At 37.6% G+C, this 26,631-nt stretch carries 22 protein-coding genes and 1 pseudogene; 1 reads left to right on the top strand and 22 read right to left on the bottom strand.

Translation table 11 applies throughout. The annotated features are described in order from the left end of the window. The first annotated feature begins 3 nt into the window (after positions 1–3). A complete protein-coding gene (locus tag C568_RS0105275; RefSeq protein ID WP_018780937.1) occupies positions 4–1,551 on the top strand; it encodes a recombinase family protein in 1,548 nt (515 codons plus the stop codon). A 32-nt stretch (positions 1,552–1,583) separates the two neighbouring features. Here the strand turns inward: C568_RS0105275 and dpaB are convergent. The 22 genes and pseudogenes from dpaB to uppS form a co-directional block, all read right to left on the bottom strand. After that, positions 1,584–2,009: pseudogene (dpaB, locus tag C568_RS30455) on the bottom strand (dipicolinate synthase subunit B); the annotation flags it as partial. Further along, on the bottom strand, positions 2,006–2,908 hold the full coding sequence (gene dpaA / locus C568_RS0105265; RefSeq protein WP_018780935.1) for a dipicolinic acid synthetase subunit A: 903 nt from the start codon (positions 2,906–2,908) through the stop codon (positions 2,006–2,008). The pseudogene dpaB and the gene dpaA, both read right to left, overlap by 4 nt. Positions 2,909–3,318: 410 nt before the next feature. After that, positions 3,319–3,570, bottom strand: coding sequence for a YlmC/YmxH family sporulation protein (locus C568_RS0105260; RefSeq protein WP_029426914.1), 252 nt, complete (start codon positions 3,568–3,570; stop codon positions 3,319–3,321). 197 nt (positions 3,571–3,767) lie between these two features. After that, the gene (locus C568_RS0105255; protein ID WP_018780934.1) at positions 3,768–5,006 is read right to left on the bottom strand and encodes a M16 family metallopeptidase; all 1,239 of its coding nucleotides are present in this window, start codon (positions 5,004–5,006) and stop codon (positions 3,768–3,770) included. Between the two features lie 86 nt (positions 5,007–5,092). Beyond that, entirely contained in the window at positions 5,093–5,992 is a 900-nt protein-coding gene (locus tag C568_RS0105250; RefSeq protein WP_018764700.1) for a polysaccharide deacetylase family protein, read from the bottom strand. 162 nt (positions 5,993–6,154) lie between these two features. After that, positions 6,155–8,323: a polyribonucleotide nucleotidyltransferase gene (pnp, locus tag C568_RS0105245; RefSeq protein ID WP_018780933.1), complete on the bottom strand. Its 2,169-nt coding sequence runs from the start codon at positions 8,321–8,323 to the stop codon at positions 6,155–6,157. Between the two features lie 160 nt (positions 8,324–8,483). Beyond that, complete coding sequence (gene rpsO / locus C568_RS0105240; RefSeq protein WP_001229392.1) at positions 8,484–8,753, bottom strand: 30S ribosomal protein S15; 270 nt, start codon at positions 8,751–8,753, stop codon at positions 8,484–8,486. A 100-nt stretch (positions 8,754–8,853) separates the two neighbouring features. After that, positions 8,854–9,825, bottom strand: a complete 972-nt coding sequence (gene ribF, locus C568_RS0105235) for a bifunctional riboflavin kinase/FAD synthetase (RefSeq protein WP_018764701.1) — start codon at positions 9,823–9,825, stop codon at positions 8,854–8,856. A 43-nt stretch (positions 9,826–9,868) separates the two neighbouring features. Next, entirely contained in the window at positions 9,869–10,792 is a 924-nt protein-coding gene (truB, locus tag C568_RS0105230) for a tRNA pseudouridine(55) synthase TruB (RefSeq protein ID WP_018764702.1), read from the bottom strand. A gap of 220 nt (positions 10,793–11,012) precedes the next feature. Continuing rightward, the gene (rbfA, locus tag C568_RS0105225) at positions 11,013–11,369 is read right to left on the bottom strand and encodes a 30S ribosome-binding factor RbfA (protein WP_018764703.1); all 357 of its coding nucleotides are present in this window, start codon (positions 11,367–11,369) and stop codon (positions 11,013–11,015) included. 15 nt (positions 11,370–11,384) lie between these two features. After that, on the bottom strand, positions 11,385–11,666 hold the full coding sequence (locus tag C568_RS0105220) for a DUF503 domain-containing protein (protein ID WP_018764704.1): 282 nt from the start codon (positions 11,664–11,666) through the stop codon (positions 11,385–11,387). Then, positions 11,663–13,729, bottom strand: coding sequence for a translation initiation factor IF-2 (gene infB / locus C568_RS0105215; protein ID WP_018780932.1), 2,067 nt, complete (start codon positions 13,727–13,729; stop codon positions 11,663–11,665). The genes C568_RS0105220 and infB overlap by 4 nt, the downstream gene beginning before the upstream one ends. A gap of 4 nt (positions 13,730–13,733) precedes the next feature. After that, positions 13,734–14,045: a YlxQ family RNA-binding protein gene (locus tag C568_RS0105210; RefSeq protein ID WP_006095729.1), complete on the bottom strand. Its 312-nt coding sequence runs from the start codon at positions 14,043–14,045 to the stop codon at positions 13,734–13,736. Beyond that, entirely contained in the window at positions 14,046–14,318 is a 273-nt protein-coding gene (rnpM, locus tag C568_RS0105205; protein WP_017151265.1) for an RNase P modulator RnpM, read from the bottom strand. Positions 14,319–14,329: 11 nt separating this feature from the next. Continuing rightward, positions 14,330–15,430 (bottom strand): transcription termination factor NusA, encoded by a 1,101-nt coding sequence (gene nusA / locus C568_RS0105200; protein ID WP_003199512.1) that lies wholly within the window; start codon positions 15,428–15,430, stop codon positions 14,330–14,332. A 17-nt stretch (positions 15,431–15,447) separates the two neighbouring features. After that, complete coding sequence (gene rimP / locus C568_RS0105195; protein WP_018764706.1) at positions 15,448–15,918, bottom strand: ribosome maturation factor RimP; 471 nt, start codon at positions 15,916–15,918, stop codon at positions 15,448–15,450. Between the two features lie 334 nt (positions 15,919–16,252). Continuing rightward, positions 16,253–20,554: a PolC-type DNA polymerase III gene (locus tag C568_RS0105190; RefSeq protein WP_018780931.1), complete on the bottom strand. Its 4,302-nt coding sequence runs from the start codon at positions 20,552–20,554 to the stop codon at positions 16,253–16,255. A gap of 125 nt (positions 20,555–20,679) precedes the next feature. Next, entirely contained in the window at positions 20,680–22,380 is a 1,701-nt protein-coding gene (locus C568_RS0105185) for a proline--tRNA ligase (RefSeq protein ID WP_003208159.1), read from the bottom strand. Between the two features lie 152 nt (positions 22,381–22,532). Continuing rightward, positions 22,533–23,789, bottom strand: a complete 1,257-nt coding sequence (rseP, locus tag C568_RS0105180) for an RIP metalloprotease RseP (protein ID WP_018764708.1) — start codon at positions 23,787–23,789, stop codon at positions 22,533–22,535. A 17-nt stretch (positions 23,790–23,806) separates the two neighbouring features. Next, complete coding sequence (gene dxr, locus C568_RS0105175) at positions 23,807–24,949, bottom strand: 1-deoxy-D-xylulose-5-phosphate reductoisomerase (protein ID WP_003199500.1); 1,143 nt, start codon at positions 24,947–24,949, stop codon at positions 23,807–23,809. A 20-nt stretch (positions 24,950–24,969) separates the two neighbouring features. After that, complete coding sequence (locus tag C568_RS0105170) at positions 24,970–25,761, bottom strand: phosphatidate cytidylyltransferase (protein ID WP_018764710.1); 792 nt, start codon at positions 25,759–25,761, stop codon at positions 24,970–24,972. 17 nt (positions 25,762–25,778) lie between these two features. Next, positions 25,779–26,555, bottom strand: a complete 777-nt coding sequence (gene uppS / locus C568_RS0105165) for an isoprenyl transferase (protein ID WP_006095735.1) — start codon at positions 26,553–26,555, stop codon at positions 25,779–25,781. Positions 26,556–26,631: the final 76 nt, after the last annotated feature.

Here is a 26,631-nt window from a genome sequence, read left to right as displayed (position 1 = left end):
ACTATGAAAACCGCAATCTATCTACGTAAATCCCGTGCCGATCTCGAAGCCGAAGCACGTGGTGAAGGCGAAACTTTAGCAAAGCACCGCTCTACCCTGCTGAAAATTGCCAAGGAAATGAACTTAAATGTTTTATCTGTCCGTGAGGAAATCGTATCTGGCGAGAGCTTAGTAAAACGTCCTGAGATGTTAGCGCTGCTTGAAGAAATTGAAGATAACAAATATGATGTTGTTCTTTGCATGGATATGGACCGTTTAGGTCGTGGTGGTATGAAAGAACAAGGAATCATCTTAGAAACGTTCAAACGCTCGAATACGAAGATTATGACGCCTAGAAAGACTTATGACCTTAATGATGAGTGGGACGAAGAATACAGCGAATTTGAAGCGTTTATGGCACGTAAGGAATTAAAGATTATTACTCGTCGTATGCAACGTGGCCGCATAGCAAGTGTAGAGGCTGGTAATTACCTTGGTACACATGCACCATACGGATATGATATCCATCGCTTAAATAAGCGTGAGCGTACGTTAACGATTAATTTAGAAGAAGCTTCTGTTGTAAGAATGATTTTTGAATGGTATGCCAATGAAGATATGGGTGCGAATGCTATTATGCGGAAATTAAATGAACTTGGCTACAAAAGTAAGTTAGGTAACGATTGGAACCCATACAGTATATTAGACATGTTAAAAAATAATGTTTACATCGGAAAGGTAACATGGCAAAAAAGAAAAGAAGTGAAACGTCCGGATGCAACGAAACGTAGTTGCACTAGGCAAGATAAATCAGAATGGATTATTGCGGATGGAAAACATGATCCGATTATCCCAGAAAGCTTATTCGAAAAAGCACAGGAGAAATTAAATACGAGGTATCACGTTCCTTATAATACGAATGGATTAAAGAATCCGTTAGCTGGGATTATCAGATGCGGAAAATGTGGATACAGCATGGTACAACGATATCCAAAAAATCGAAAACATACAATGGATTGTAAACATCGTGGTTGTGAAAATAAATCCAGTTATACAGAACTAATCGAAAAACGTTTACTCGAAGCATTAAAAGAATGGTACATCAATTATAAAGCTGATTTTGAAAAAAATAAGCAAGATGAAAGCACAAAAGAAACACAAATTATTCAAATGAACGAGACTGCTTTACGAAAACTTGAAAAAGAGTTAGTGGATGTCCAAAAACAAAAAAATAATTTACACGATTTATTAGAGCGTGGTGTTTATACTGTTGATATGTTTTTAGAACGTTCTAATGTTGTTTCCAATCGTATTAATGAGATTACTGAAACGATGGAAAACCTCAGAAAAGAAATTAAAACAGAAATAACAAAGGAAAAAGTGAAGAAAGATACAATTCCTCAAGTCGAGCATGTGTTAGATCTATATTTCAAAACAGATGATCCACAAAAAAAGAACAGCCTCCTAAAGTCAGTTTTAGAAAAGGCTGTTTATACGAAAGAAAAATGGCAAAGACTCGACGATTTTAAACTTGTGCTTTACCCTAAGCTCCCTCAAGATGACGACAAATAAACGTTTGCTTTTTGTCGTCATCTTGTTGGTGTAATTAGGTTTACACCATTAAGGCCAAGAGCATCATTTGTTGAAACAGCTAACACAACTGGTTTTCCATTCCGAAGCGTCGCCTTTGCTGCCATTAATACAGGAGAATCTGTCATTGCATTGGCAAATTTACTCATTGAATTCCCTGTTAATGGAGCAATCACCATGCAGTCTAATGGAATTTTAGGACCGAGTGGTTCTGCGCCTACAATAGAATTAATAACCTTATTTCCTGTTATCTCTTCAATCCTTTCAATCCACTCTGCTCCTTCACCAAATCTAGTATTTGTTGTTTGTACAGTATATGAAACAACCGGCAGCACTTCTGCTCCTTCTACAATTAGTCTCTCTACATGCGGCATAACTTCCGCATACGTACAATGTGATCCTGTAAATCCAAACCCAATTCGTTTTCCTTTTAAACTCATTTTCCATTCTCCTCCTTTGCCATCATATCTGCCGTTAATAACTGAGAAAGAACATTCGCTAAAATTTGCCCTGCTGTTTTTGGTGCAACAATTCCTGGAAGACCGGGTGCTAACAAGGCTTTAATCCCTCGTTTCTCTGCATAACGAAAATCCGTACCACCAGGCTTAGAAGCCAAGTCAATAATCAACGTATGAGCTGGCATCCTAGAAATAGCCCTTGCCGTTACAACGAGGTGCGGAATCGTATTAATGACAATATCAACATCACTTACTTCTTTCTCAATATCCTGCATATAAAAAGGAGAAAACATCATTTCCGAAATACGAGCGATATGTTCTGAACGTCGTGCTCCTACTTTGACATGAGCTCCTAGTGATTGAAAAGCTCTCGCTACACTCATTCCAGTTCTACCAAATCCTAAAACCATTACATTCGAACCGTGAATTGTATAATCTGTATGTTGAATAACCATCATTAATGTTCCTTCTACCGTTGGAATAGAATTATAGATCGCCACATCATCACGATCGAATAGTTTCACAAGTTTTCGATTTGTTGTAGATGTAATATTTTCTAAATACGGTGTACCAATTCCTGAATATATAGTAAAGTTTGCTGGTGTTTTTTCAATCTGTTCTTTCGTAAGCGCAACTTTTTCATTTGAAAAAATAGTATCTACTTCTCCTTTTGCATTTGTTCCTGCTACCGGCAAAATAATTGCATCTAAAGAAGTGAAATCTAGATCTTGCATACTCTCTTTTGCTGCCCCTGTAAAACCATGATCCAGTTGATCAAATCCTACTAATGAAAGTTTTGCATCAAGTTCAACCAACTTACGAATCACTTCTAGCTGCCTTGCATCTCCTCCTATGACAGCAATGTGCATCTCAGTCAACATTCCCTACTTCACCTTCTTTTTCTTTCATTTATAAGAAAAGTGCCTACTTTTTCTTTTTCCTCCACATAATATGTACCGTACGAGTTAGAGGTGATTGAAAAACAAAAAGCATTCAATATTTCTAAATATGTGAAATTCTATAAGATAAAACTTCCATTAGAGTTACACTCTTCCTCATTACTTAACTACTACTCCCTCACTCCATTTTCATTTGAACGTGCTACACCTGTTCCAATAAAGCGAAACTATAATCAACGACATCTCCCACCGATTATTAGGCTTCATCACTTGGACCTTTACCGACAGTTTATCTTCCAACCTATCTTCTTTGTTTTACTGAATCTTGAGGTAGGAGTATTACTTGCCTGTGAATAGTGGAATAAAAAAAAGACAACCAAAATGGTTATCTTTTACTGTGAGCTTGGGCGGCTTGCAAGGTCAAAGATAATCATATCATGACCGACCTTTTTAATACGGTTCCATTCTACACGAACTTCTTGCTGCTCCCTTTTAAACCCACCCCATTTTCCCACCGGTATAATGAGAGCTTGAATTTTCCCATCCTTCTCGTTTATTTCTAAATCAGCATGACCTAAAACTCCCATTTTTTCCGCACGCTCCAAGTCCACAATCTCTTTTCCACTTAATTCACTTAAACGCATATGATTCTCCCCTTTACGAACATCTTCCATACAACATCCTCAAATCCTAGCCTATAATAAGTACGTATTCTACACGTCTCTAAAAAATACCAAGAAAATGAACTCCTCTCCCTAGCATTCAAAATCTGTTATACTTATAAAAAGCTTAGTACATAAAAATAACCGTATCTCCTCGTACGAGATACGGTTATTTCGTCTTATTTCATTCCTTTTGGAAGCTCTCCATTCGGACTAATTAGCGCTGCGGAAAATTCATTTGTAAATATACTGCGAATCAATTGATCCACATCTGTTTTGGTAACCTTGTTCACACTCTCAATAATTTCATCAAGCGAACGATGTTTTCTAAGGAGCAATTCATTTTTTCCATTGCGACTCATACGGCTATTCGTACTTTCTAAACTTAACATCAGATTTCCTTTAAGCTGCTCTTTACTATTAACAAGTTCTTTCTCTGTAATACCTGTATTTTTCAATGTCTCTAACGTTTCTTGCATTGTATCATATAAAGTATCTAATTGTTGGCTTCCTGTACCACCGTAAAGTGTTAACATTCCTGTATCTTCATATGAAGAATGATAAGAGAACACTGAATATGCTAATCCTCGTTGCTCACGTACTTCTTGGAATAAGCGGCTACTCATACTGCCACCTAATACATTATTTAATACAATTAAGTTATAAATATCTTCATGTCCCATTTGTAATCCTTGGAATCCTAAACATAAATGAGCTTGCTCTGTTTCCTTTTTACGGGCCACTTTATTAAAATGAAAAATCGGACTATGTACTTGTTCACGCTTTGTTGTTCCCTCGTAGTTGCCAAAATATTGTTCCACTGTTTGAACAAATGTTTCATCAATATTTCCAGCAATCGAAACTACAACATTTTCAGGTGTATAATGATCTTTTATATATTGACGTAATGTATCCCCTGTAAATGTTTCAAGCGTTTCTTCTGTACCTAAAATTGGGTATCCAAGCGGATGCGTTTCATATGTCGCTTTCGTTAACATGTCATGCACAATATCATCTGGCGTATCCTCATACATTTTAATTTCTTCAAATACAACGTTCTTCTCTTTTTTCAATTCTTCTTCATCAAATGTGGAATTGAAGAACATGTCAGCTAACACATCTAGTGCATATTTTGCATGCTCATCAAGTACCTTTGCATAATAGCACGTGTATTCTTTTGAAGTAAATGCATTCACTTGACCACCAATACTATCAAATGACTCTGCAATTTCTCTCGCACTACGCGTCTCTGTCCCCTTAAAAAACATGTGCTCTAAAAAGTGCGAAACTCCATTGTTTTTTTCATTTTCATTTCTTGAACCTGCATGAATCCATATACCAATTGCAACAGAACGAACAGTTGGTATATTCTCCATAACGATTCTTACACCATTTTTACAAGTATATTTTTTAATCAAAAACTTTCCTCCTAATGCCAGTTTCTCTAAATAATTGCTATTATTTAATGATAACAAGTTTGAACATGAATGTCATGTAAATGTATTTAATCAATGCGTTTTTCATCTAATAATTCTGTAATATTCCCTACTTTATACCCTTGTTTTTTTAACTGTGAAATCATCGTATCTAACGCCTCAGCTGTTGGAGATGTCGGATGCATTAATACAATTGCACCTGGGTGTACTTTCCGCATCACACGCTGAAGAAGCACTTCAGGCTCTGGACGTTTCCAATCAATTGTATCAACTGTCCACATAATAGTCCCCATCTTCAATCCGCCCGCCACTTCTACAACTTCATCGCGGAAACTTCCACTTGGTGGTGCAAACCATCGTACTTTTTGACTTGTAGCTGCCTCAATAATTTGATTCGTTTTTTGTAATTGTTCTTGTATTTGATTTCTAGACAGCGTTTTCATATCCGGATGCGTATAAGAATGATTTCCTACTTCTTGCTTTGCATCTACAATCATTTTTGCAAATCTTAAATTTTCTTTTACCCAGCGTCCTTCCAAAAAGAACGTTGCCTTTACATCATGCTTTTTCAATGTTTCTAATATACGCGGAAGATACTCATTTCCCCACGCCACATTTATCGTTAATCCTACCATTTTTTTATGTGGATGCCCACGATAAATGGGAGAATACGATAAATCTTCTAAATGCGTGCTTGGTGAAACTTCCCGATATACAAGTTGCTTCTCATCAAACCTCCCTATTTTCTTCATGTTATTATATGACGCTTCAATATCAACCTCTTTACCATTATACCCTGGCGTCGCTTTCCAAATCTTATCAATTATCGCATTTTGCGGTGCAATTGAATATTGCTTCGCTTGTTTCTGAATTTCTTCATAAAGATCATCATTTGCTAGCGCTGAATATGAGCATAAACCCATACAAAGAAAGAATATAGATATGAATACAAATATACGAGTTCTCATATAAACCCTCCCATTAACTATACACATAAGAAAAATCCATTTTCTTCTTATCCTTGTTAATTTGAGCGTTATTATGAAAACTATACCTTTTCACTAATAAAAATCTATGCATCGAATGTATTTTTATTTAACAAAAAAAGCCAGGAACCCTGGCTTTCTTACTTACTTCTGTTCTTGTATATTTTCTTGTTTTGAAGCTTCTTGTTTTGAAGCTTCTTCTTTTGCCGCTTCTTTTTCTTGCTCTTCTTTTAGCAATACTTTTCTAGACAAGTTTACACGGCCTTGTTTGTCAATCTCGATAACTTTTACTGAAATCTCGTCACCGATTTTCACAACGTCTTCTACTTTACCTACACGTTCAAGTGCAAGCTCAGAAATATGAACAAGTCCATCTTTACCACTAAATAATCCAACGAAAGCACCGAATTTTTCAACGCGTTTTACTTTTCCTAAGTAAATTTCGCCTACTTGTACTTCACGAACAATATCTTCGATGATTTTCTTCGCCTTTTCATTCATCTCTTGATCAATAGAAGAAATAAAGACTGTACCATCTTGCTCAATATCAATTTTCACGCCAGTTTCTTCAATAATTTTGTTAATTTGCTTACCGCTCGGTCCAATAACATCACGGATTTTGTCCGGATTAATTGTCATTGTAATAATTTTCGGAGCATACGCAGATAACTCTTTACGAGGCTCGGCAATAGCAGATAGCATATGATCTAGAATGTGCATGCGGCCAACTTTCGCTTGTTGTAATGCTTCCTCTAAAATTTCACGAGATAAACCAGCAATTTTAATATCCATTTGTAGCGCTGTTACACCTTGAGCTGTACCTGCTACTTTAAAGTCCATATCACCTAAGTGATCTTCCATACCTTGGATATCAGTTAAAATTGTGTAGTGCTCACCAGACTTCACAAGTCCCATTGCAATACCAGCAACTGGTGCTTTAAGTGGAACACCTGCATCCATCATAGCTAACGTACTTCCACAAATACTTGCCTGTGAAGTAGAACCATTTGATTCTAATACTTCTGATACAAGACGAACTGTATACGGGAAGTCTTGCTCAGATGGAATAACTGGTTCAAGCGCACGTTCACCTAATGCACCGTGACCGATTTCACGACGACCAGGTCCACGCATTGGTCTTGTTTCTCCAACACTAAAGGATGGGAAGTTATAGTGATGCATAAAACGTTTTGATTCCTCTACACCAAGACCGTCTAAAATTTGCACATCGCCTAATGCACCTAACGTACAAATACTAAGCGCTTGTGTTTGTCCACGTGTAAATAAACCAGAACCGTGCGTACGAGATAAAATACCTACCTCTGATGCTAAAGGACGGATTTCATCACCTTTACGTCCATCCGGGCGGATTTTTTCAACTGTAATAAGACGACGTACTTCTTCTTTTACAATTTTATATAAAATCTCATTTACTTGTCCTAATGTTTCTCCATCAGCTTCATTTGCTTCATAGTGCTCAATCACACGCTTTTTCACTTCGTTAATTGCATCTTCACGTGCATGTTTTTCATGTACTTGAATCGCAGCATGCATATCTTTCTCTGCCATTTCGCGTACATCTTGATTGATTGTAGCATCTACTTCATATAATTTCACTTCTGTTTTTTCTTTACCAACTGCTTGTACAATCTCTTCTTGGAAAGCAACTAAACGTTTAATCTCATCATGACCGAACATAATCGCTTCTAACATTATTTCTTCAGGTACTTGATCAGCCCCTGCTTCTACCATGTTAATTGCATCTTTTGTCCCAGCTACAACAAGGTGAATATCACTTTTTTCTTGTTGTTCTACCGTTGGGTTAATAATAAATTCGCCGTCGATGCGACCAACTGTTGCACCAGCGATTGGTCCTTCAAATGGAACATCTGAAATCGATAACGCTAATGAAGAACCAAGCATAGCTGCCATCTCAGAAGAACAATCTTGGTCAACACTCATAACGATGCTGACAACTTGCACTTCATTACGGAAGCCATCTGCGAAAAGTGGACGAATTGGTCGGTCAATTAAGCGACTTGCTAAAATTGCTTTTTCACTTGGACGACCTTCACGTTTAATAAAACCGCCTGGGATTTTTCCGACTGCATATAAACGTTCTTCATAGTTTACTGTAAGTGGGAAGAAATCTACATTTTTTGGCTCTTTTGATGCAGTTGCTGTAGATAGAACCGCTGTGTCGCCATATCTTACTAATACTGCCCCGTTTGCTTGTTTTGCAAGCTGGCCTGTTTCAATTGTTAGCTGACGACCAGCTAAATCTATCGAGAAGACTTGCTTTTCTTGACTCATTTAAGTACCCCTCTCAATTTAAAATATTCAATTCTTCTATGTAAATGGATAATATATCACAATATTCTTCCTCTAGTATTACCGAAATTTAAGTAAGCTATTAAGAGTAAAAGATATATTTTTACCTAACAAAAAAGCGGGAATATTCCCGCTTCTTTGACTATCGACGTAAGCCAAGCTTTGTGATTAATTCACGGTAACGTGTGATATCGCTATTACGAAGGTAAGTAAGTAAGTTACGACGTTTACCAACCATCTTTAATAGACCACGACGTGAATGATGATCTTTCTTGTGAGTACGTAAGTGCTCGTTTAGAGTGTTAATTTGCTCCGTTAGGACAGCAATTTGAACCTCTGGAGAACCTGTATCAGTCTCATGAGTTCTAAATTGTGCAATGATTTCATTTTTACGCTCTTGTGTTAAAGCCATCCTATTTCACCTCCTAATAATTAAACCCCCAATTACCTAGCAAGCGTCGGTGAGTCGCAATGCCAAGCAATGGTTGTCATAAAGTACATAACATAGAATACTACTTTTCATTGGAAAAAGCAAGTATATTCTTTGTTGTGCTAAAATATTCTTGTGCTGTTTTTTTATCTTTGGCAATTTGAGCAACTAACTCATCGATGCCATTAAACTTTTTCTCTTCTCGAATACGCATGTGCCATTCAACAGTAACAACCTGATCATATATATCCTCATTAAAATGGAATAGATGTACTTCAATAGACAGATTACGCTCATCATCTTTAAAAGTTGGTTTATAACCGATATTACATACACCATCATGCCACTCACCATGAACTTTTAATCTTACTGCATACACACCAACAGGCGGCAGAAGATACTCCTCACTTAAAGCTACATTAGCTGTTGGAAAACCAATTTGACGTCCACGTTTATCTCCGTGAACAACCATTCCTTCTACTGTATAAGCTCTACCTAAAATAGATGGGATTTGTTCCATTTCTCCATTTCGAATCAATTTTCGTAATGCTGTGGAACTTACCTTTTCTTCTTGAAATTCAACTTTTTCAATCACGGTCTGTGTAAACTCCCCTCTTGCATGAAATGGTAAAGTCTCCATCGTCCCTTTTCCTAAACGTCCATATGAATAATCAAATCCTGCTACTACATGCTTTACATTTAGCCCAATAATATATTCATCTACAAACTGTTGTGGTAACAATCCAGCAAATGATTCATCGAATTTCACCACATATAACATATCAATCCCTAGGCTTGCAATTACTTTTTCTTTAATACGTAGCGGTGTAATATACTCCACATGCGCTTCCTTTTTCCCTAAGACAACAGATGGATGTGGATGAAACGTTATGACAGCACTTTTACATCCTCTTTCATCCGCTATTTTTTTTGCTGTGCGAATCACACGTTGATGCCCTAAATGAATGCCATCAAAAAATCCTAATGCCATTACAGTAGGTGGTAATTCTATTTTATTTTGTTCATGTGGATGAGTTAAATGAATGAGTTTCACGCTTGAATTCACCTTTTTCTGTAATAATCCTTCCAATAATTCATTATAGCTTTAGTTCCTGATTATTCACAAGTACTTTCATTGGCTTTAACATGCCAGGGTGTTTTGGATGATGTTCGTAAATTGCTAAGCAACGTTCATTTTTATCAAATACTGTAATAAACGGCGCTGTCACTTGCAGTTCATTCTTTAAAAACATACCATTTTTTATTTTTTCCGCTTGTTTTTCATCTACAACCATTTTTGGAAATTTACTTAACGCTTCATCGATTGAGATAAAAATAGACTCTACTGTTCCATTTTGCATGTTTTCTTCAATTTCTTCAAATGATATGCAATCTTCTAACAAAAATTCTCCTGAAGCTGTTCTCACAAGATGTGACATATGTGCTGGGAATCCTAACTTTTCTCCAATCATAACCGCCAATGTTCTCACATACGTTCCTTTACTACATGTAACGCGGAAGCGAAATGAAATATTCTTCCCTTCAAATACCTCACGATCATCAAGTAACACAAATTCATGAATTGTTATTACACGAACTGGACGTTCAACTTCTTGCCCCGCTCTTGCGTATTCGTATAGTTTCTTTCCGTTTACTTTTACAGCTGAATACATAGGAGGTACTTGCTCAATTGTACCCGTTAGTTCCGCTAATACAGTTTCCACTTCCGCACGTGTAATTACACGATTTACATCCTGTTTTTCCACTACTTCACCAGAAGCATCTTCAGTCGTTGTCGAAAATCCTAGTGTAACTTCACCTTCATATGTTTTTGTTTCACTTGTTAAAAATTGCGCAATCTTTGTAGCGCGCCCTACACAAATTGGTAATACTCCTGTTACATCTGGGTCTAATGTCCCTGTATGGCCAATTCGCTTTTCACGCAATATCTTTCTTAACTTAAATACACAATCGTGTGATGTCATTCCTTTTGGTTTATGTAACAATAATACACCTTCCATATGTTCACCTCATCGTTATACTTTTGTAGATGATGTTCAAAAAATCCGGTAAAGGTAGCTATCGCATTTCTTCGCCTGCGTCGCCAGTCCGGTACTGATGTAGGCCCCCCTAGCTTCTGTTCCTCAAAATAGTGGACTCTCTTTATCCTCCTTTTTGAACATGCACTTGTATGCCAAACTTACTTTCCATTGAAAAAATGGATAGACAAATGTCTATCCATTATTCTTCACGTTTACCGTCTTTATTAATTTCATGTAAAAGCGTATCAATTCTATGTCCATAAGCGATAGACTCATCAAATTCAAAGGTAATTTCAGGTGTTTTACGAAGACGAATACGCTGCCCAATTTCAGCACGAATAAATCCTTTTGCCTTCGCTAAGCCTTTTAATGTATTTTCTTTCTGTTGTTCGTCTCCTAAAACAGAAATATATACTTTAGCAATCTGTAAATCCCCACTTACTTGCACATCTGTTACCGTCACAAAACCAATACGTGGATCTTTAATTTTGCGACTGATAATTTCGCCTAGTTCTTTTTTCATTTGCTCGCCCACGCGATTTGCACGTAGCTTCATAACTAATCACCTCATTCAATACCATTCCAATTGTGTTATCGTACGTTCAATCTCAGGAAACGAGTCAACATACGCAAGTACACGATTCATTTCTTTTTCGCAGACAACACGATTTGAGGATACGGAAACGATTGCAATTTCTGTACGTTGCCATACATCCTGGTGTCCAACTTCTGAAACAGATACATTGTACCTTTGTTTCACCCGAGTTAAAATACGCTGTAAAATTGCTCGTTTCTCTTTTAAAGAATGCACATCATAAATCATACACTCAAATGAGAGTGAAGCGATAATCATCGCTTCACTTCTTCCATAATGTACGCCTCAATGATGTCCCCTTCTTTAAGATCATTATATCTTTCAATTGTGATACCACACTCATAGTTTTGTGCAACTTCTTTTACGTCATCTTTGAAACGTTTTAACGTATCAAGCTGTCCTTCGAAAATAACTACGCCATCACGAATGATACGTACGCCGCTATCACGTGTGATTTTACCATCAGTTACATAACAGCCTGCAATTGTTCCAACTTTAGTAACTTTGAATGTTTGACGAACTTCTGCTTGACCAATTACTTTTTCTTCGAATTCAGGATCCAGCATACCTTGCATTGCTGCTTCAATTTCTTCGATTACTTTGTAAATAATGCGGTGTAAGCGAATATCAACATTTTCTAATTCAGCTGTACGTTTCGCGTTTACATCAGGACGTACGTTAAATCCAATCACAATTGCATTTGATGCAGAAGCTAAAATAATATCAGATTCTGTAATTGCACCTACGCCTGTGTGAATGATTTTTATTTTTACGCCTTCAACATCAATTTTGCGAAGTGATGCTGCCATTGCTTCTACAGAACCTTGTACGTCCGCTTTCACAATTAAGTTAATTTCTTTCATTTCGCCTTCTTGAATTTGTTGGAATAAATCTTCAAGGCTTAATTTAGATTTTTCACCACGTTGTGCAAGCAATGCTTGTTGTGCACGTGATTCACCGATTTGGCGTGCTTTCTTCTCGTCAGCAAATGCCATAAAGCGATCGCCTGCTTGTGGTACTTCATTTAGACCTGTAATTTCAACAGGAGTAGACGGACCAGCAACTTTCACACGACGACCAATATCATTTACCATCGCACGAACACGTCCGAATGATGTACCAACAACAATTGGATCTCCTACTCGAAGTGTACCGTTTTGCACAAGTAATGTTGCGATTGTTCCTTTACCTTTATCAAGCTGTGCTTCGATTACAGTACCAGCTGCATAGCGATTTGGATTTGCCTTATATTCTTCTACTTCACTTACAAGAAGAATCATTTCTAACAGGTTGTCAATTCCTTCGCCTTGAATTGCAGAAATTGGTACGAAAATTGTATCTCCGCCCCAAGCTTCTGGAACTAATTCGTACTCTGTTAACTCTTGCATTACGCGGTCTGGATTTGCTGATGGTTTATCCATCTTATTCACAGCAACGATAATTGGTACTCCAGCTGCTTTCGCATGGTTAATTGCTTCAACTGTTTGTGGCATAACACCGTCATCAGCTGCAACAACAAGAATTGTAATATCTGTTACTTGTGCACCACGTGCGCGCATTGTTGTAAACGCTGCGTGACCTGGTGTATCTAAGAACGTAATTTTTTTGTCATTTACTTCAACTTGGTATGCACCAATATGCTGTGTAATTCCACCAGCTTCGCCAGCAGTTACTTTTGAATTACGAATAGAATCAAGCAGTGTTGTTTTACCATGGTCAACGTGTCCCATAATTGTAACAACGGCAGGACGTTCTTTTAAGTTTTCTTCATCGTCTTGCTCGTCCATGAAAGTTTCAAATTCTGTTTCGCTAACAATCACTTCTTCTTCTACTTCAATACCGTAATCACCAGCAATTAGCTCAATTGTATCTTTATCTAAATCTTGGTTAATTGTCGCCATAATACCTAGCATAAAGAGCTTTTTAATAAGTTCAGATGGCTCTTTTCCTAGTTTTTTTGCAAGTTCACTTACTGTAAGAGAACCGGTGAAAGTAACTTTATCCGGTGTCTCTACTGTTTGTGTTGGTTGTCTTCCAGCAAAGTTTTCTTGACGTTTGTCTTCATTTCCTTTGCCTTTTTTCTTCTTCTTATTGCTGTTCTTTTTGCTGCGAACAACTTTTTCTTCTACTTCAAACTCATCTGCAACAGAAGGTTTTTCTGCTCCAGTATTATATTGATTATCTAAATTATTTACTACTTCATCGTCTAACATTGTCATATGATTGGAGACCTCAATATTCATTTCTTTTAGTTTTGTAATAATATCTTTACTTGAGACATTGTGTTTCTTCGCATATTCATACACTCGAATTTTACTCATACCTTCACCCCCGGTAAGTTGTATCGAGCATGCTACGCAGCTTTTTCGCAAAGCCCTCATCTAACACGGCTACAACGACTCGCTCATCTCTCCCAATCGCATGCCCTAATTGTTGTCGATTTTCGACTTTTTTCATTGGTACGTTGTAGTACGTTGTTTTATCAGTAATACGTTTTGTTGTGTTCACTGACGCATCTTCAGAAAGCAATACAAGCTTTGCTTTGCCACTTCGTACCTCTTTTAAAACGAGTTCTTCACCCGAAATTATTTTTCGAGCACGGTTTGCTAGTCCTAAAAACGATTTCCAATCGGACACTTATTTCGACTCCTTCTCAACAAGCTCAAGGAGCTCTTCATAAAGAGAACTGTCGACCTTCGCTTTTAGATGATGTTCCAAAATATTTTTCTTTTGCGCTTGGATGATGCATTCCTTGTCTTTTGACAAATATGCACCACGTCCTGATTTCTTTCCAGTTAAATCAATAGACACTTCGCCCTCTTTGGAACGAACAATGCGAACGAGCTCGCGTTTTGATTTCATTTCTTGCGTTGCAATACATTTTCGTAACGGAACTTTTCGATTGCTCATACTCATCACCTCTATTCGATTTCATCTTCAACTGAATCGAATGCGATCATGTTGTCTTCTTCTGTTACAATGCCAAGTTGCTTCGCATCAGACTCGCTCTTAATATCAATTTTCCAGCCTGTTAATTTTGCTGCAAGACGTGCGTTTTGTCCACGTTTACCAATTGCTAATGAAAGCTGATGGTCTGGAACAACAACAGTTGTTGCTTTTTCCTCTTCATTCACAAGTACTTTTACAACTTGTGATGGGCTTAAAGCATTTGCTACATATTCAATTGGATCATTCGACCAGCGAACAATATCAATCTTTTCACCTTTTAGTTCATCTACGATGCGTTGTACACGTTGACCTTTTGGACCTACGCAAGAACCTACTGGATCAACATCGATATTCTCTGCATATACAGAAATTTTAGAGCGGTCGCCTGCTTCACGTGCTACCGAACGAATTTCTACAGTTCCATCGTAAATTTCCGGCACTTCAATTTCAAATAAACGTTTTAAAAGACCTGGATGTGTACGTGATACATAAATTTGTGGTCCTTTTGTCGTTTTTTCTACTTTTGTGATGAACACGCGAATGCGATCATGTGGTTTATATTGTTCGTTAGGCATTTGCTCACTTACTGGTAGTAGTGCTTCTACTTTTCCTAAGCTTACATAAATAAAACGAGCATCTTGACGTTGTACAATACCAACCATGATGTCTTCTTCACGATCACTAAATTCTGAATAAATAACACCGCGTTCCGCTTCACGCACACGTTGTGTTACAACTTGTTTTGCAGTTTGTGCTGCAATACGACCAAAATCTTTTGGCGTTACTTCAATTTCTAATACATCGCCATCTTGATAGTTCGGATTGATTTGTCTTGCTTCTTCTACAGAAATTTCAAGACGTGGGTCAAACACATTATCAACAACGTCTTTACGTGCTAAAACTTGAATTGTTCCCACTTCTGGATTAAAGCTAACGCGAACGTTTTGTGCTTGGTTAAAATTGCGTTTATAAGCAGAGATTAAAGCTGCTTCAATCGCATCAATAATAATATCTTTGCTAATACCTTTTTCTGATTCTAATACGAGCAAAGCATCTAACAACTCAGTGCTCATGAAGATCCCCCTTCTTACTAAAACGTAACAGCAAGTCGCGCATTCGCAACTTTGTCCATTGGAATTTGAATTTCTTTTTTACGTGTTTTAATTGTTAATAGTAGTGTAATTGTTGTACCATCGTAGGATAGTAGCTTTCCTTCAAACATCTTTTCACCATCGATCGGCTCATATGTTTTAATTGCCACTTGCTTTCCTACCGCTTGCTGGAAGTCTTTTTCTTTCTTTAATGGGCGTTCCGCTCCAGGAGATGATACATCCAAAAAGTAAAGATGAGGAATTGGATCCTCTTTATCTAAAGCTTCGCTTAAACGTTCACTTACCGCTCCGCATTCTTCAATGTCTACTCCTGTCTCTGAATCGATGGATACGCGTAGGAACCAGTCTTTTCCTTCTTTCACATATTCTACATCTACAAGTTCAAGATTTAACTCTTCAACAATCGGCTGCGCAAGTGCTTCAACAACTTCTGTGACTTTCTTATCCATAAACAGCCTCCTTTCTGCCGCCATGTACCATTTGAAAGAAAAAATCCGCCCTATTTAAAACGGTCTATCTTATTCTTTCTTGTTAGCTAACAAAAGCCCCTGCCATTAAGCAGGGAATATCTGTCTTAGTATTACCAAATTTAAGAAGTAAAACTTGTAACAAAATATGTATATACGACAGAAATGTCTCACCTACATCCATAGATAAAACATAGATAGTAACACGAAAGAGTGGGTTTCCCCACTCTTCTTTTCGCAAAATATACATGACATGGTTATCTCGGTTAATAGTATACCATAGCAAATAACGATTTGCAAAGATTTTTCCTGCCTGTTAGAACAGTGATAATTGGTTTTTATCCGGTAGATCTCCTAAACAACCTTGGCTATCTAAATACTCAATGATTGTTCTAGAAAGCTTACTACGTTGTTGCAAATCTTCTTTTGATAAAAACTCACCATTTCCACGTGCTTCCACAATACTTAAGGCCGCATTTGTACCAAGACCAGGTATCGCATTAAATGGAGGAATTAACGTATCTCCATCAATAATAAAGTCAGTTGCATGTGAACGATATAAATCAACCTTTTGGAATGAATAACCACGTTCACACATTTCAAGTGTCATTTCTAACACTGTTAGTAAACTTTTCTCTTTCGGCGCTGCATCCAATCCTTTTTGCGCAATTTCATCAATTCTTGCACGGATTGATGCCGAGCCTTTGACCATCGCATCTACATCAAAATCATCTGCACGTACTGTAAAATATGCTGCGTAGAACAAGAGTGCAAAGTGTACTTTGAAGTAAGCGATACGTACAGCCATAAGTACATAAGCAGCCGCATGGGCCTTAGGAAACATGTACTTAATCTTTTTACAAGAATCAATATACCAACTAGGCACATTGTTATTACGCATTTCCTCTTCCCACTCTTCTGGTACACCTTTACCTTTACGCACCGATTCCATGATTTTAAATGCTAAGGATGGATCTAATCCTTGATAAATCAGATAGACCATAATATCATCACGACAACCGATAACTTCACTCAGTGTACATGTACCGTTATAAATGAGTTCGTTAGCATTACCAAGCCATACGTCTGTACCATGAGATAGTCCAGAAATTTGGACAAGTTCTGAGAATGTTGTTGGCTTTGTTTCCTCTAACATCTGCCTTACGAATTTTGTACCAAACTCCGGTATACCTAGTGTACCGGTTTTACAATTAATTTGTTCTTCTGTTACACCTAAAGATTCTGGTCCAGAGAAAATCTTCATTACTTCTGGATCATCTGTTGGTATTGTTTTTGGATCCACGCCGCTTAAATCTTGCAGCATACGAATAACGGTCGGATCATCGTGTCCCAGAATATCCAGTTTTAATAAATTATCATGAATAGAATGGAAGTCAAAGTGTGTTGTTCTCCATTCTGCCCCTACTGAATCGGCTGGGAATTGAATTGGTGAAAAATCAAAAATATCCATGTAATCGGGCACAACAATAATTCCGCCTGGATGCTGCCCTGTTGTGCGTTTTACACCAGTACAACCAGCAACAAGACGATCAATTTCTGCATTTCGAATGGTTAAGTTATGATCAGATGCATACCCTTTTACATAACCATAAGCTGTTTTCTCCGCAACTGTACCGATTGTTCCAGCACGGTATACATAGTCCTCACCGAACAGTACTTTCGTATAGTTATGGGCACGTGGTTGGTACTCTCCGGAGAAGTTCAAGTCAATATCGGGAACCTTATCTCCTTTAAAACCAAGGAATGTTTCGAACGGAATATCATGTCCATCTTTTACATACGGGATATTACATGTTGGACACTCTTTATCAGGTAAGTCAAAACCAGAGCCTACAGAACCATCATTAAAGAACTCTGATTGCTTACAATTCGGACATACATAGTGTGGCGGCAATGGATTTACTTCGGTAATTTCCATCATCGTCGCAACGAATGATGACCCTACCGATCCACGTGAACCTACAAGGTAGCCGTCAACCAGCGATTTTTTCACAAGCTTATGTGAAATTAAATAAATAACGGCAAATCCATGCCCAATAATACTTTTTAATTCTTTTTCCAAACGTGCTTCTACGATTTCTGGCAATTCTTCACCGTAGATGCTGCGTGCCATTTTATAACTCATGTCACGCGTTTCATCATCAGCACCTTCAATTTTCGGTGTATATAGGTCATCTTTTACTGGATGAACATCACCAATTAACGATGCGACCTTTTGTGTATTCGTCACAACAATTTCTTTTGCTTTCTCTTCTCCTAAGAATGAGAAGCAATCTAACATTTCATTTGTTGTACGGAAATATACAGGCGGTAATGAATGACGATTTAATGGATTTGCCCCGCCCTGCGAACTTACTAAGATTTTGCGATACATTGCATCTTCTGGATCTAGATAATGCACATTCCCTGTAGCAACAACAGGTTTATCTAACGTTTCACCTAGTTTTACTAAGTTAGAAATAATTGTTTTTAACTGTCCTTCATCTCGAACGAGTTCACGTTCTACTAAATGACGCAACACTTCCGGAGGCATAACCTCAATGTAATCATAGAACTGCACAATCTCTTCTACCTCTTCAGGAGCCTTTTGCATCATCGCTTCAAATACTTCACCCTTATCACAAGCAGTACCAACTAATATACCTTCGCGATATTTTTTTAATAAAGAACGTGGTACCCGTGGTACGCGGTAAAAGTAATTCAAATGAGAATATGAAACAAGCTTATATAAATTTTTTAAACCAACATCTGATGTTGCAAGTAGTGTCATATGACTTGGACGTCCACGTTTATACGCATCCCCTTGCCCCATGCTGTCATTTAATTGATCGTGATATTCAAAACCTTTTTCAATGACATCTTTTAACATTTTCACAAGTAAATAACCTGTTGCCTCTGTATCATAAATTGCACGGTGATGTTGCGTTAATTCAATATCAAGCTTTTTACACATCGTATTTAAACGATGATTCTTCATCTCTGGGAATAAAAATCTAGCTAACTCCAATGTATCAATAACTGGATTTTTCGGCTTGTCTAAGCCACATTTCTTAAACCCAACATTTAAGAATCCCATATCAAAACTTGCGTTATGGGCAACAAGTGTATGGTCACCCATCCATGATTCGAACTTTTTAAATACTTCTCCTACTTCTGGTGCATCCGTCAACATATCATCTGTGATACCTGTTAATTCAATAATTGTTGCTGATAATGGTTGATGCGGATTTGCAAAAGATTCAAAGCGATCGATAATTTCGCCGCCTTTCACTTTTACAGCGGCTAATTCAATAACCGTATCATATACAGCTGATAGCCCTGTCGTTTCAACGTCGAAAACAACGTATGTTTCATCTGCAAGTAGTCGATGAGTCTCATTATAAGCAATAGGAACACCGTCATTTACTAAATTGGCTTCTACACCATAAATGACTTTTACACCGGCTTTTTTACCAGCGGAATACGCTTCTGGGAAAGACTGTGCAACAGCATGGTCTGTAACAGCGATAGCCTCATGTCCCCATTTTCCAGCTTGAGCAACAAGCTTAGATACCGATGTAACAGCATCCATTTGACTCATTGGGGTATGCAAATGAAGCTCTACCCGTTTTTCTCCTTCAGGTGCTTTATCTTTACGAGAAGGCCCTGTTATTTCGTTAATATCGTTCGCAATCATTACTAAGTCACGAACAAACGTATCGTTTTGGACCGAACCTCGCGCTTTTACCCACATTCCTTTTTTTAAGGATTGCAGCATCGGAATATCTTCTTTATCACGTGAGAACATTTTAATCATAATAGAATCCGTATAATCCGTTATTTTTAACGTTAATAACGTACGTCCACTACGCAGCTCTTTTGTTTCCACATTGAAGACATAACCTTGAACAGTTTTTCTTCTTTCTTCATCTTGAATTTCGCGTAGCGGTGTAATCTCTTCATCAGGCTTAATAAGGTAACCGAGTACAATCGGCCCTTCATGTACAACATCACTTTCTTCAGCTTGCTTCTTGGCCATTTCTTCCATAGCTTGTATAACACGCTGACGATCTTCTTGCTGTGTTTGTTCACGAAATTTTTGAACTTCCTCTTCGTTTTGCTTTATATTTGTTTCAAGCTGAAAACGTGGAAATCCGAAAACTTCATATTGATCCCCTACCGACTTCGCAAGATTTTTCTTTAGCGCAGTAGATTCTAACTCATTATTCACATCAAGTAACAACTTCACTCCATTTACATGCGGAAGTTGCTTTTTTAAATACGCAAACATAGGTGAAAAAGTAATTCGATCTGTACAAAGTGGCCAATATGCTTTGACCTCTTCTTCTGTAAATTGTTTATTCTCTGTTTCTAATGCAAATGACGTTTTTGCAATATGTGAAAATGACTGATTGAGCTGTGTTTCTAACAGTTCATATAATTCTGTTGGCAAAATACGTGGCACTTGTAAATCAAAATGCCAACTCTTATTTGCTTTATCAACAACTAGCCTTTGAATACCGCCACCTTGTAAATATTGATTGATAAGGTCTTCAGGCATTTGCAGCTGTTGGAGCAAAATTTGAAATCGCTCTTGTTGTTCGTTTGTTAATGACATAAGCAACCTCCTTCCATCTGCTATTATAAATTGAAACGTTCCGCAAAGAAAGATTTCTTCCTTTTAACTAATTATTTTTCATTTTACATAGAAATAGAAGGTACCTCACCTGGAGGTACCTCTTCTTATTTCAAAATATTAGCAATGTATGCATGAAGTTCTTCTACCTTTACTTCTGCAGATTCATTTGTAGCACGCACTTTTACTTCAACAATGCCTTCATCAGCTTTTTTACCAACTGTTACTCGAACTGGAAGACCAAATAAGTCTGCATCAGCAAATTTAACACCTGCACGCTCTGCACGATCATCTAACAATACTTCATAACCTTGTTCTTGTAATGAATTGTAGATCGTTTCACCTACTTCACGCTGTGCATCAGACTTCATGTTTACTGGAATTACATGTACATGGAATGGTGCAACAGCTTTTGGCCAAACCAAACCATTTTCATCGTTAAATTGCTCAGCGACTGCCGCAACTGTGCGAGATACCCCGATACCATAGCATCCCATGATAAGTGGCTTCGTTTTTCCATTCTCATCTAAGAACGTTGCATTCATTGCTTCGCTATAACGTGTACCTAATTTAAACACATGTCCAACTTCGATACCACGAGCAAAACGGATTGTCCCATTTCCATCTGGAGATTGATCTCCTTCTTGAATGAAACGTAAATCTGTATATTGACTCACTTTGAAATCACGCTCTGGATTTACATTTATATAATGGAATCCTTCTTCGTTTGCACCACAGCAACCATTTACAATTGCTGCTACAGCATGGTCAGCAATGACTTCAATGTCTCCTGTTACACCAATTGGTCCTAAAGAACCAACTTCGCAATTTAACAGTTCTCTTACCTCTTCATGTGAAGCAAGTTCAACAACTGAAGCACCATAGACATTCTTCACTTTTACATCATTTACTTCATGATCCCCGCGAACAAGTACAACAACAAACTTTTCATCGACTTTAAAGACCATAGATTTGATGCAATTTGACGCTTCCATATTTAAGAATGCAGAAACCTCTTCAATTGCTTTTTGATCTGGCGTTGCTACTTTTTCAAGTGCTTTTTCTGCTTCATCGCTTTTTGCATAGGAAGCAACAACAGGTGCCATTTCAATATTTGCTGCATAATCAGATGTATCAGAATACGCAATTGTATCTTCTCCTACATCAGATAATGCCATAAATTCATGTGTATCTTTACCACCCATTGCTCCAGAATCAGCAATAACCGCACGGAAATTCAATCCACAGCGAGCGAAGATATTAGAATATGCTTGGTATAGGCCACTATAAACTTCATCCAAACTTTCTTGTGTCGCATGGAAAGAATAAGCATCTTTCATTAAAAATTCTCTTCCGCGTAATAAACCAAAACGGGGTCTTTGCTCGTCACGGAATTTTGTTTGGATTTGATATAATGTTAACGGTAGCTTTTTATAAGATTTAATTTCATCACGTACAAGGTCTGTAATAACTTCTTCATGCGTTGCTCCTAGTGCAAACTCACGATCATTACGATCTTTCATACGCATTAACTCAGAACCGTAAGAATACCAACGACCTGATTCTTGCCACAATTCAGCTGCTTGTAATGCTGGCATTAATAATTCTACAGCTCCTGCTCGTTCCATCTCTTCTCGAACAATACGTTCCACTTTATGCAATACTTTTAGCCCCAGTGGTAAAAAGCTGTAAATACCAGAAGCATTTTGACGCATGAATCCTGCACGAAGTAGCAATTGATGACTTTTAATCTCAGCATCGGCTGGTACTTCACGTAATGTAGGACTAAATACCATACTTTGTTTCATCTATTCGCACCTCTTTAATTTACTCTAATACGCAGTAAAACCCCCCACCTCAAATTAGGTGAGGGATTACGACTCTAAGAGTTTTATTCATTTCATTCACTATTCACAAAAAACATCGTGAATTTTATACTTACTACAAGTTTCACTTTATTTTACAAGAAAAATCTCCGAATGTCATTCCACGTTACAACTAACATAAGTAACATCAATAACGCAAAGCCAATAAAATGAACCATTCCTTCTTTTTGGCGATCAATTGGTTTCCCACGCAAAGCTTCAATTAAGAAGAAGAACAAGCGTCCTCCATCAAGAGCAGGAACCGGTAATAGGTTGAATAGACCAAGGTTTATGCTTAAAACAGCCGCCAAACTAAGAACACGAATAAAGCCATAATCTACTACTTGGTCTGTTAAATTATAAATTCCTACGGGACCTGATAAATCATTAATAGAAAACTGACCCGTCACTAGTTTTACAAGGGAATCAAAAATTAATTTTGTCCATGTATACGTCTGCTCAAAACCTGATTTAATAGAACCAAAAATAGATTTCTCTACAGGAGAGTATACACCAATTCTACCAACCTCTTCTTTCCCCTCTTTATCAGCTGATGGCGTTACTTTTACATTCAATTGTTCGCTGTCACGTTTTACATGAAGCGTAATTTCTTTATTTGGGTGTTCACGTACAATCGTGACAACATCTTTCCATGTATTCGTGTCTTTCCCATCGATTGCTTGAATCGTATCATCTTGTTTCAATCCTGCTTGTTCTGCAACACTATCCTTCATTACTTTCCCAACCATTGGCTTATCAACAGGAATACCTTGTACCAATCCAATGATAACAAAAATAACAAATGCAAGAATGAAGTTCATAGCAGGACCTGCAAAGATTGTTAATGCTCGCTGTCCTAGCGTTTTAGAACCAAATTGTCTGTTAAACGGGGCGATTTGTATTTCTTCTCCTGCTGAAACAATACGAGCTTTTTCACTCACACGGAATGTTTGCAATTCCTCCTCGTATTCTTCGTAACCAGCAATTGTGAGATTGTGTTCCAAATCAGCTTGCTCTACTTCAATCACGCGAACATTCGGATACTTTTCGCGCCCGTCTAAAACTAATTTCATAACTTCTTCGTTTTCATTTAACACGAGTCCAACTTTTTTTCCTGGTTTTAATTCAACCGTTTCTGCATCCTCACCAGCCATTCTAACATAGCCTCCAAGAGGTAGCAGCCGAACTGTATAAACTGTTTCATTCTTTTCAAATGAAAATATTTTTGGTCCAAAACCAATTGCAAACTCGCGACATAAAATACCCGCTCTTTTTGCGAAATATAGATGCCCTAGCTCATGGAAAAATACGAGTGCACCGAAAATTAATATAAAGGCAATCGCTGTATTCAATTCCATAACCACCTTTGCTAAATTTGTTCCATCACAAACCGTCTTGTGGCCGCATCAATTTCCTGAATTTCTTCTAAGCTCGGACGTGCAATGACATTGTGATGGTGCATTGCTTTTTCAATGAGGTCTTCTACTGTTAAGAAACCAATTTTCTTTTGTAGAAAGGCTGCTACAGCTACTTCATTTGCTGCATTCATAACAGCTGGCATGCTCCCGCCCATCTTTCCAGCTTCATATGCAAAACGTAGGCAACGGAAACGATCTTGATTCATTTGTTCAAAATGCAGTGTTCCAATTTCCCATAAATTTAACTGTTTTGTATCTGAGAGAGGTAATCGATCTGGATATGTAAGTGCATATTGAATTGGTACACGCATATCTGGTGAGCCGAGCTGTGCCATTACACTACGATCTTCAAATTCAACCATAGAATGAATAATGCTTTCTTTATGTAAAACAACATCAATTTGCTCATAAGGTATGCCGAAAAGCCAATGCGCTTCAATTACTTCCAGCCCCTTATTCATCATTGTAGCAGAATCAATTGTAATTTTCGAACCCATTGACCAGTTTGGATGACGAAGCGCATCTTCCACAGTCACATGATGTAATTCATCTCTCGTTTTATCGCGGAAACTCCCACCTGAAGCAGTGATAATTAAGCGAGAAATTCGCTTTTCATTTTCTCCATTCAAACATTGAAAAATAGCCGAATGCTCACTATCTACTGGAAGTAACGGCACATTATGTTTGCGTGCAGCTTCCATTACAATATGTCCCGCAGTTACTAATGTTTCTTTGTTTGCAATTCCAATTGTTTTTTTCGCCTCAATTGCACGGAGTGTTGGTAACAACCCTACACTACCTACAACAGCATTTATTACAACTTCTGCACTTGGGTGAAGAGCTACCTCTAATAGTCCTTCGTCACCATATACTACTTTTGTATTTCCAGAAACTGATTGTAACCTTACAACATCTTCCTCTCTTTGTACAGAAACAAGCTGAGGAGAAAATTCTTGAATAACTTTTACTGCGTAGTCAATATTTTTCCCTACAGAAAAAGCAACGAGACGGAATTGGTCTGGGTGCGAGCGTACTACATCTAAAGTTTGCGTCCCTATTGATCCGCTTGCCCCTAATAAACTAATGTTTTTCATGACTCCAACCCCTCGTTTTATTATGAAATGAAATGTAAGAAGTGTAAAATCGGTAATACGAACAACCAACTATCTGTTCGATCTAAGATTCCACCATGTCCAGGTAAAATTGTACCTGAATCTTTCACACCGTAATGGCGTTTAAAAGCAGATTGTACTAAATCACCAAGTTGTCCAAAAATGGAGATTGCAATTGTAACAATTATTAACATCCCAACGTTCCCTTGAACTTGGAAAAACATATTGTATACAAAAGCAACGACAATCCCACAAACAATACCACCTAGTGAACCTTCTATCGTTTTATTCGGACTAATTTCTGGCCACAATTTTCTTTTTCCGATTGCTTTCCCTATGAAATATGCACCTGAATCAGTTGCCCAAATGACAAATAACGCATAAAATACAAAATGGATTCCCGCTATTCTCGTTTCATTTAAATATAAGAATCCCATTGCAACATACGTTGTTGCCATAAGTAAAAAAGAAGCATTGTCAAAAGTAAATGTATTCTTTGAAAGGACTGTATATGATAAAAGTAATAAAACAATCACAAATGTGATTTCTAGTTTATCTAATCCAATCCAATTGAACACTCCTGATGCATTACTTGGAACTAAAATACTCCACAATAATAATGCGGCTAAAACTGTTGGCACCGAAATAAGTGTAAGCTTGTTCATACGAATTAATTCATATAATCCTATAGAAGCAAGTGCATACACTAAAACTGTAAAAGGCACGCCACCGTAAATTACGATGGGAATGAACAGCGCGGCAGCAATCACTCCAGTAATAATTCTCTGTTTCACTACCAAACCCTCTCTTTCTACACGCCTCCGAATCTGCGCCCTCTATGTTGAAAGTCTGTAATCGCATTTAGCAAATGTTCCTCGGTAAAATCTGGCCAATACACATCTGTAAACCAAAGCTCCGAATACGCAATTTGCCATAGCATGAAATTACTAATACGTAGCTCCCCACTTGTACGAATAAGCAAGTCTGGGTCAGGTAAAGAGCTTGTCATTAAGTATGAAGAAAGCATTTCTTCATTTACATCTTCTGAACGAACTTTCCCTTCTTCGCTATCTTTCATCATATGTTGCACAGCAGAAACGATTTCATCGCGACTTCCATAGTTTAACGCAAAATTGAGAATTAATCCCGTGTTCTCTTTTGTATCTTCCATGGCTTTTTCCATCGCTCTGCGCGTATGCGTAGGAAGACGATCTTTTTGTCCAATTACTCGAACTTGTACATTTTCTTCAATTAATTCTGGTAAAAATGCACCTAAAAATTCTTCTGGAAGCTTCATTAAATAATCGACTTCCTTTTTCGGTCTTTTCCAATTCTCAGTAGAAAAAGCATAAAGAGTCAGCACTTTCACATCAAGTTTACTAGCAAATTTCGTAATTTTTTTTACTACTTGCATTCCTTCATGATGTCCGGCAATGCGGGGCATTGCTCTTCTCTTTGCCCATCTTCCATTACCATCCATAATGATCGCAATGTGCTCTGGGATATGTCCCTTTTTCACTTTTTCAATGAGATGATCAAACGATGTGACCTTTTTACCTTTAAAAAAAGGAAACTTTTTAAACATCATTCATACCCTCCAACAAGCAGACGTATGCCTAAAAGTGTAAAAAGACCCCCTTAAGAAGAGGGTCATATTTGCGAAG

Origin of the sequence: Bacillus sp. 95MFCvi2.1, assembly GCF_000374965.1 — a bacterium.
Taxonomy (GTDB): domain Bacteria; phylum Bacillota; class Bacilli; order Bacillales; family Bacillaceae_G; genus Bacillus_A; species Bacillus_A pseudomycoides.
This window is presented reverse-complemented; position numbering and strand designations above follow the sequence as displayed.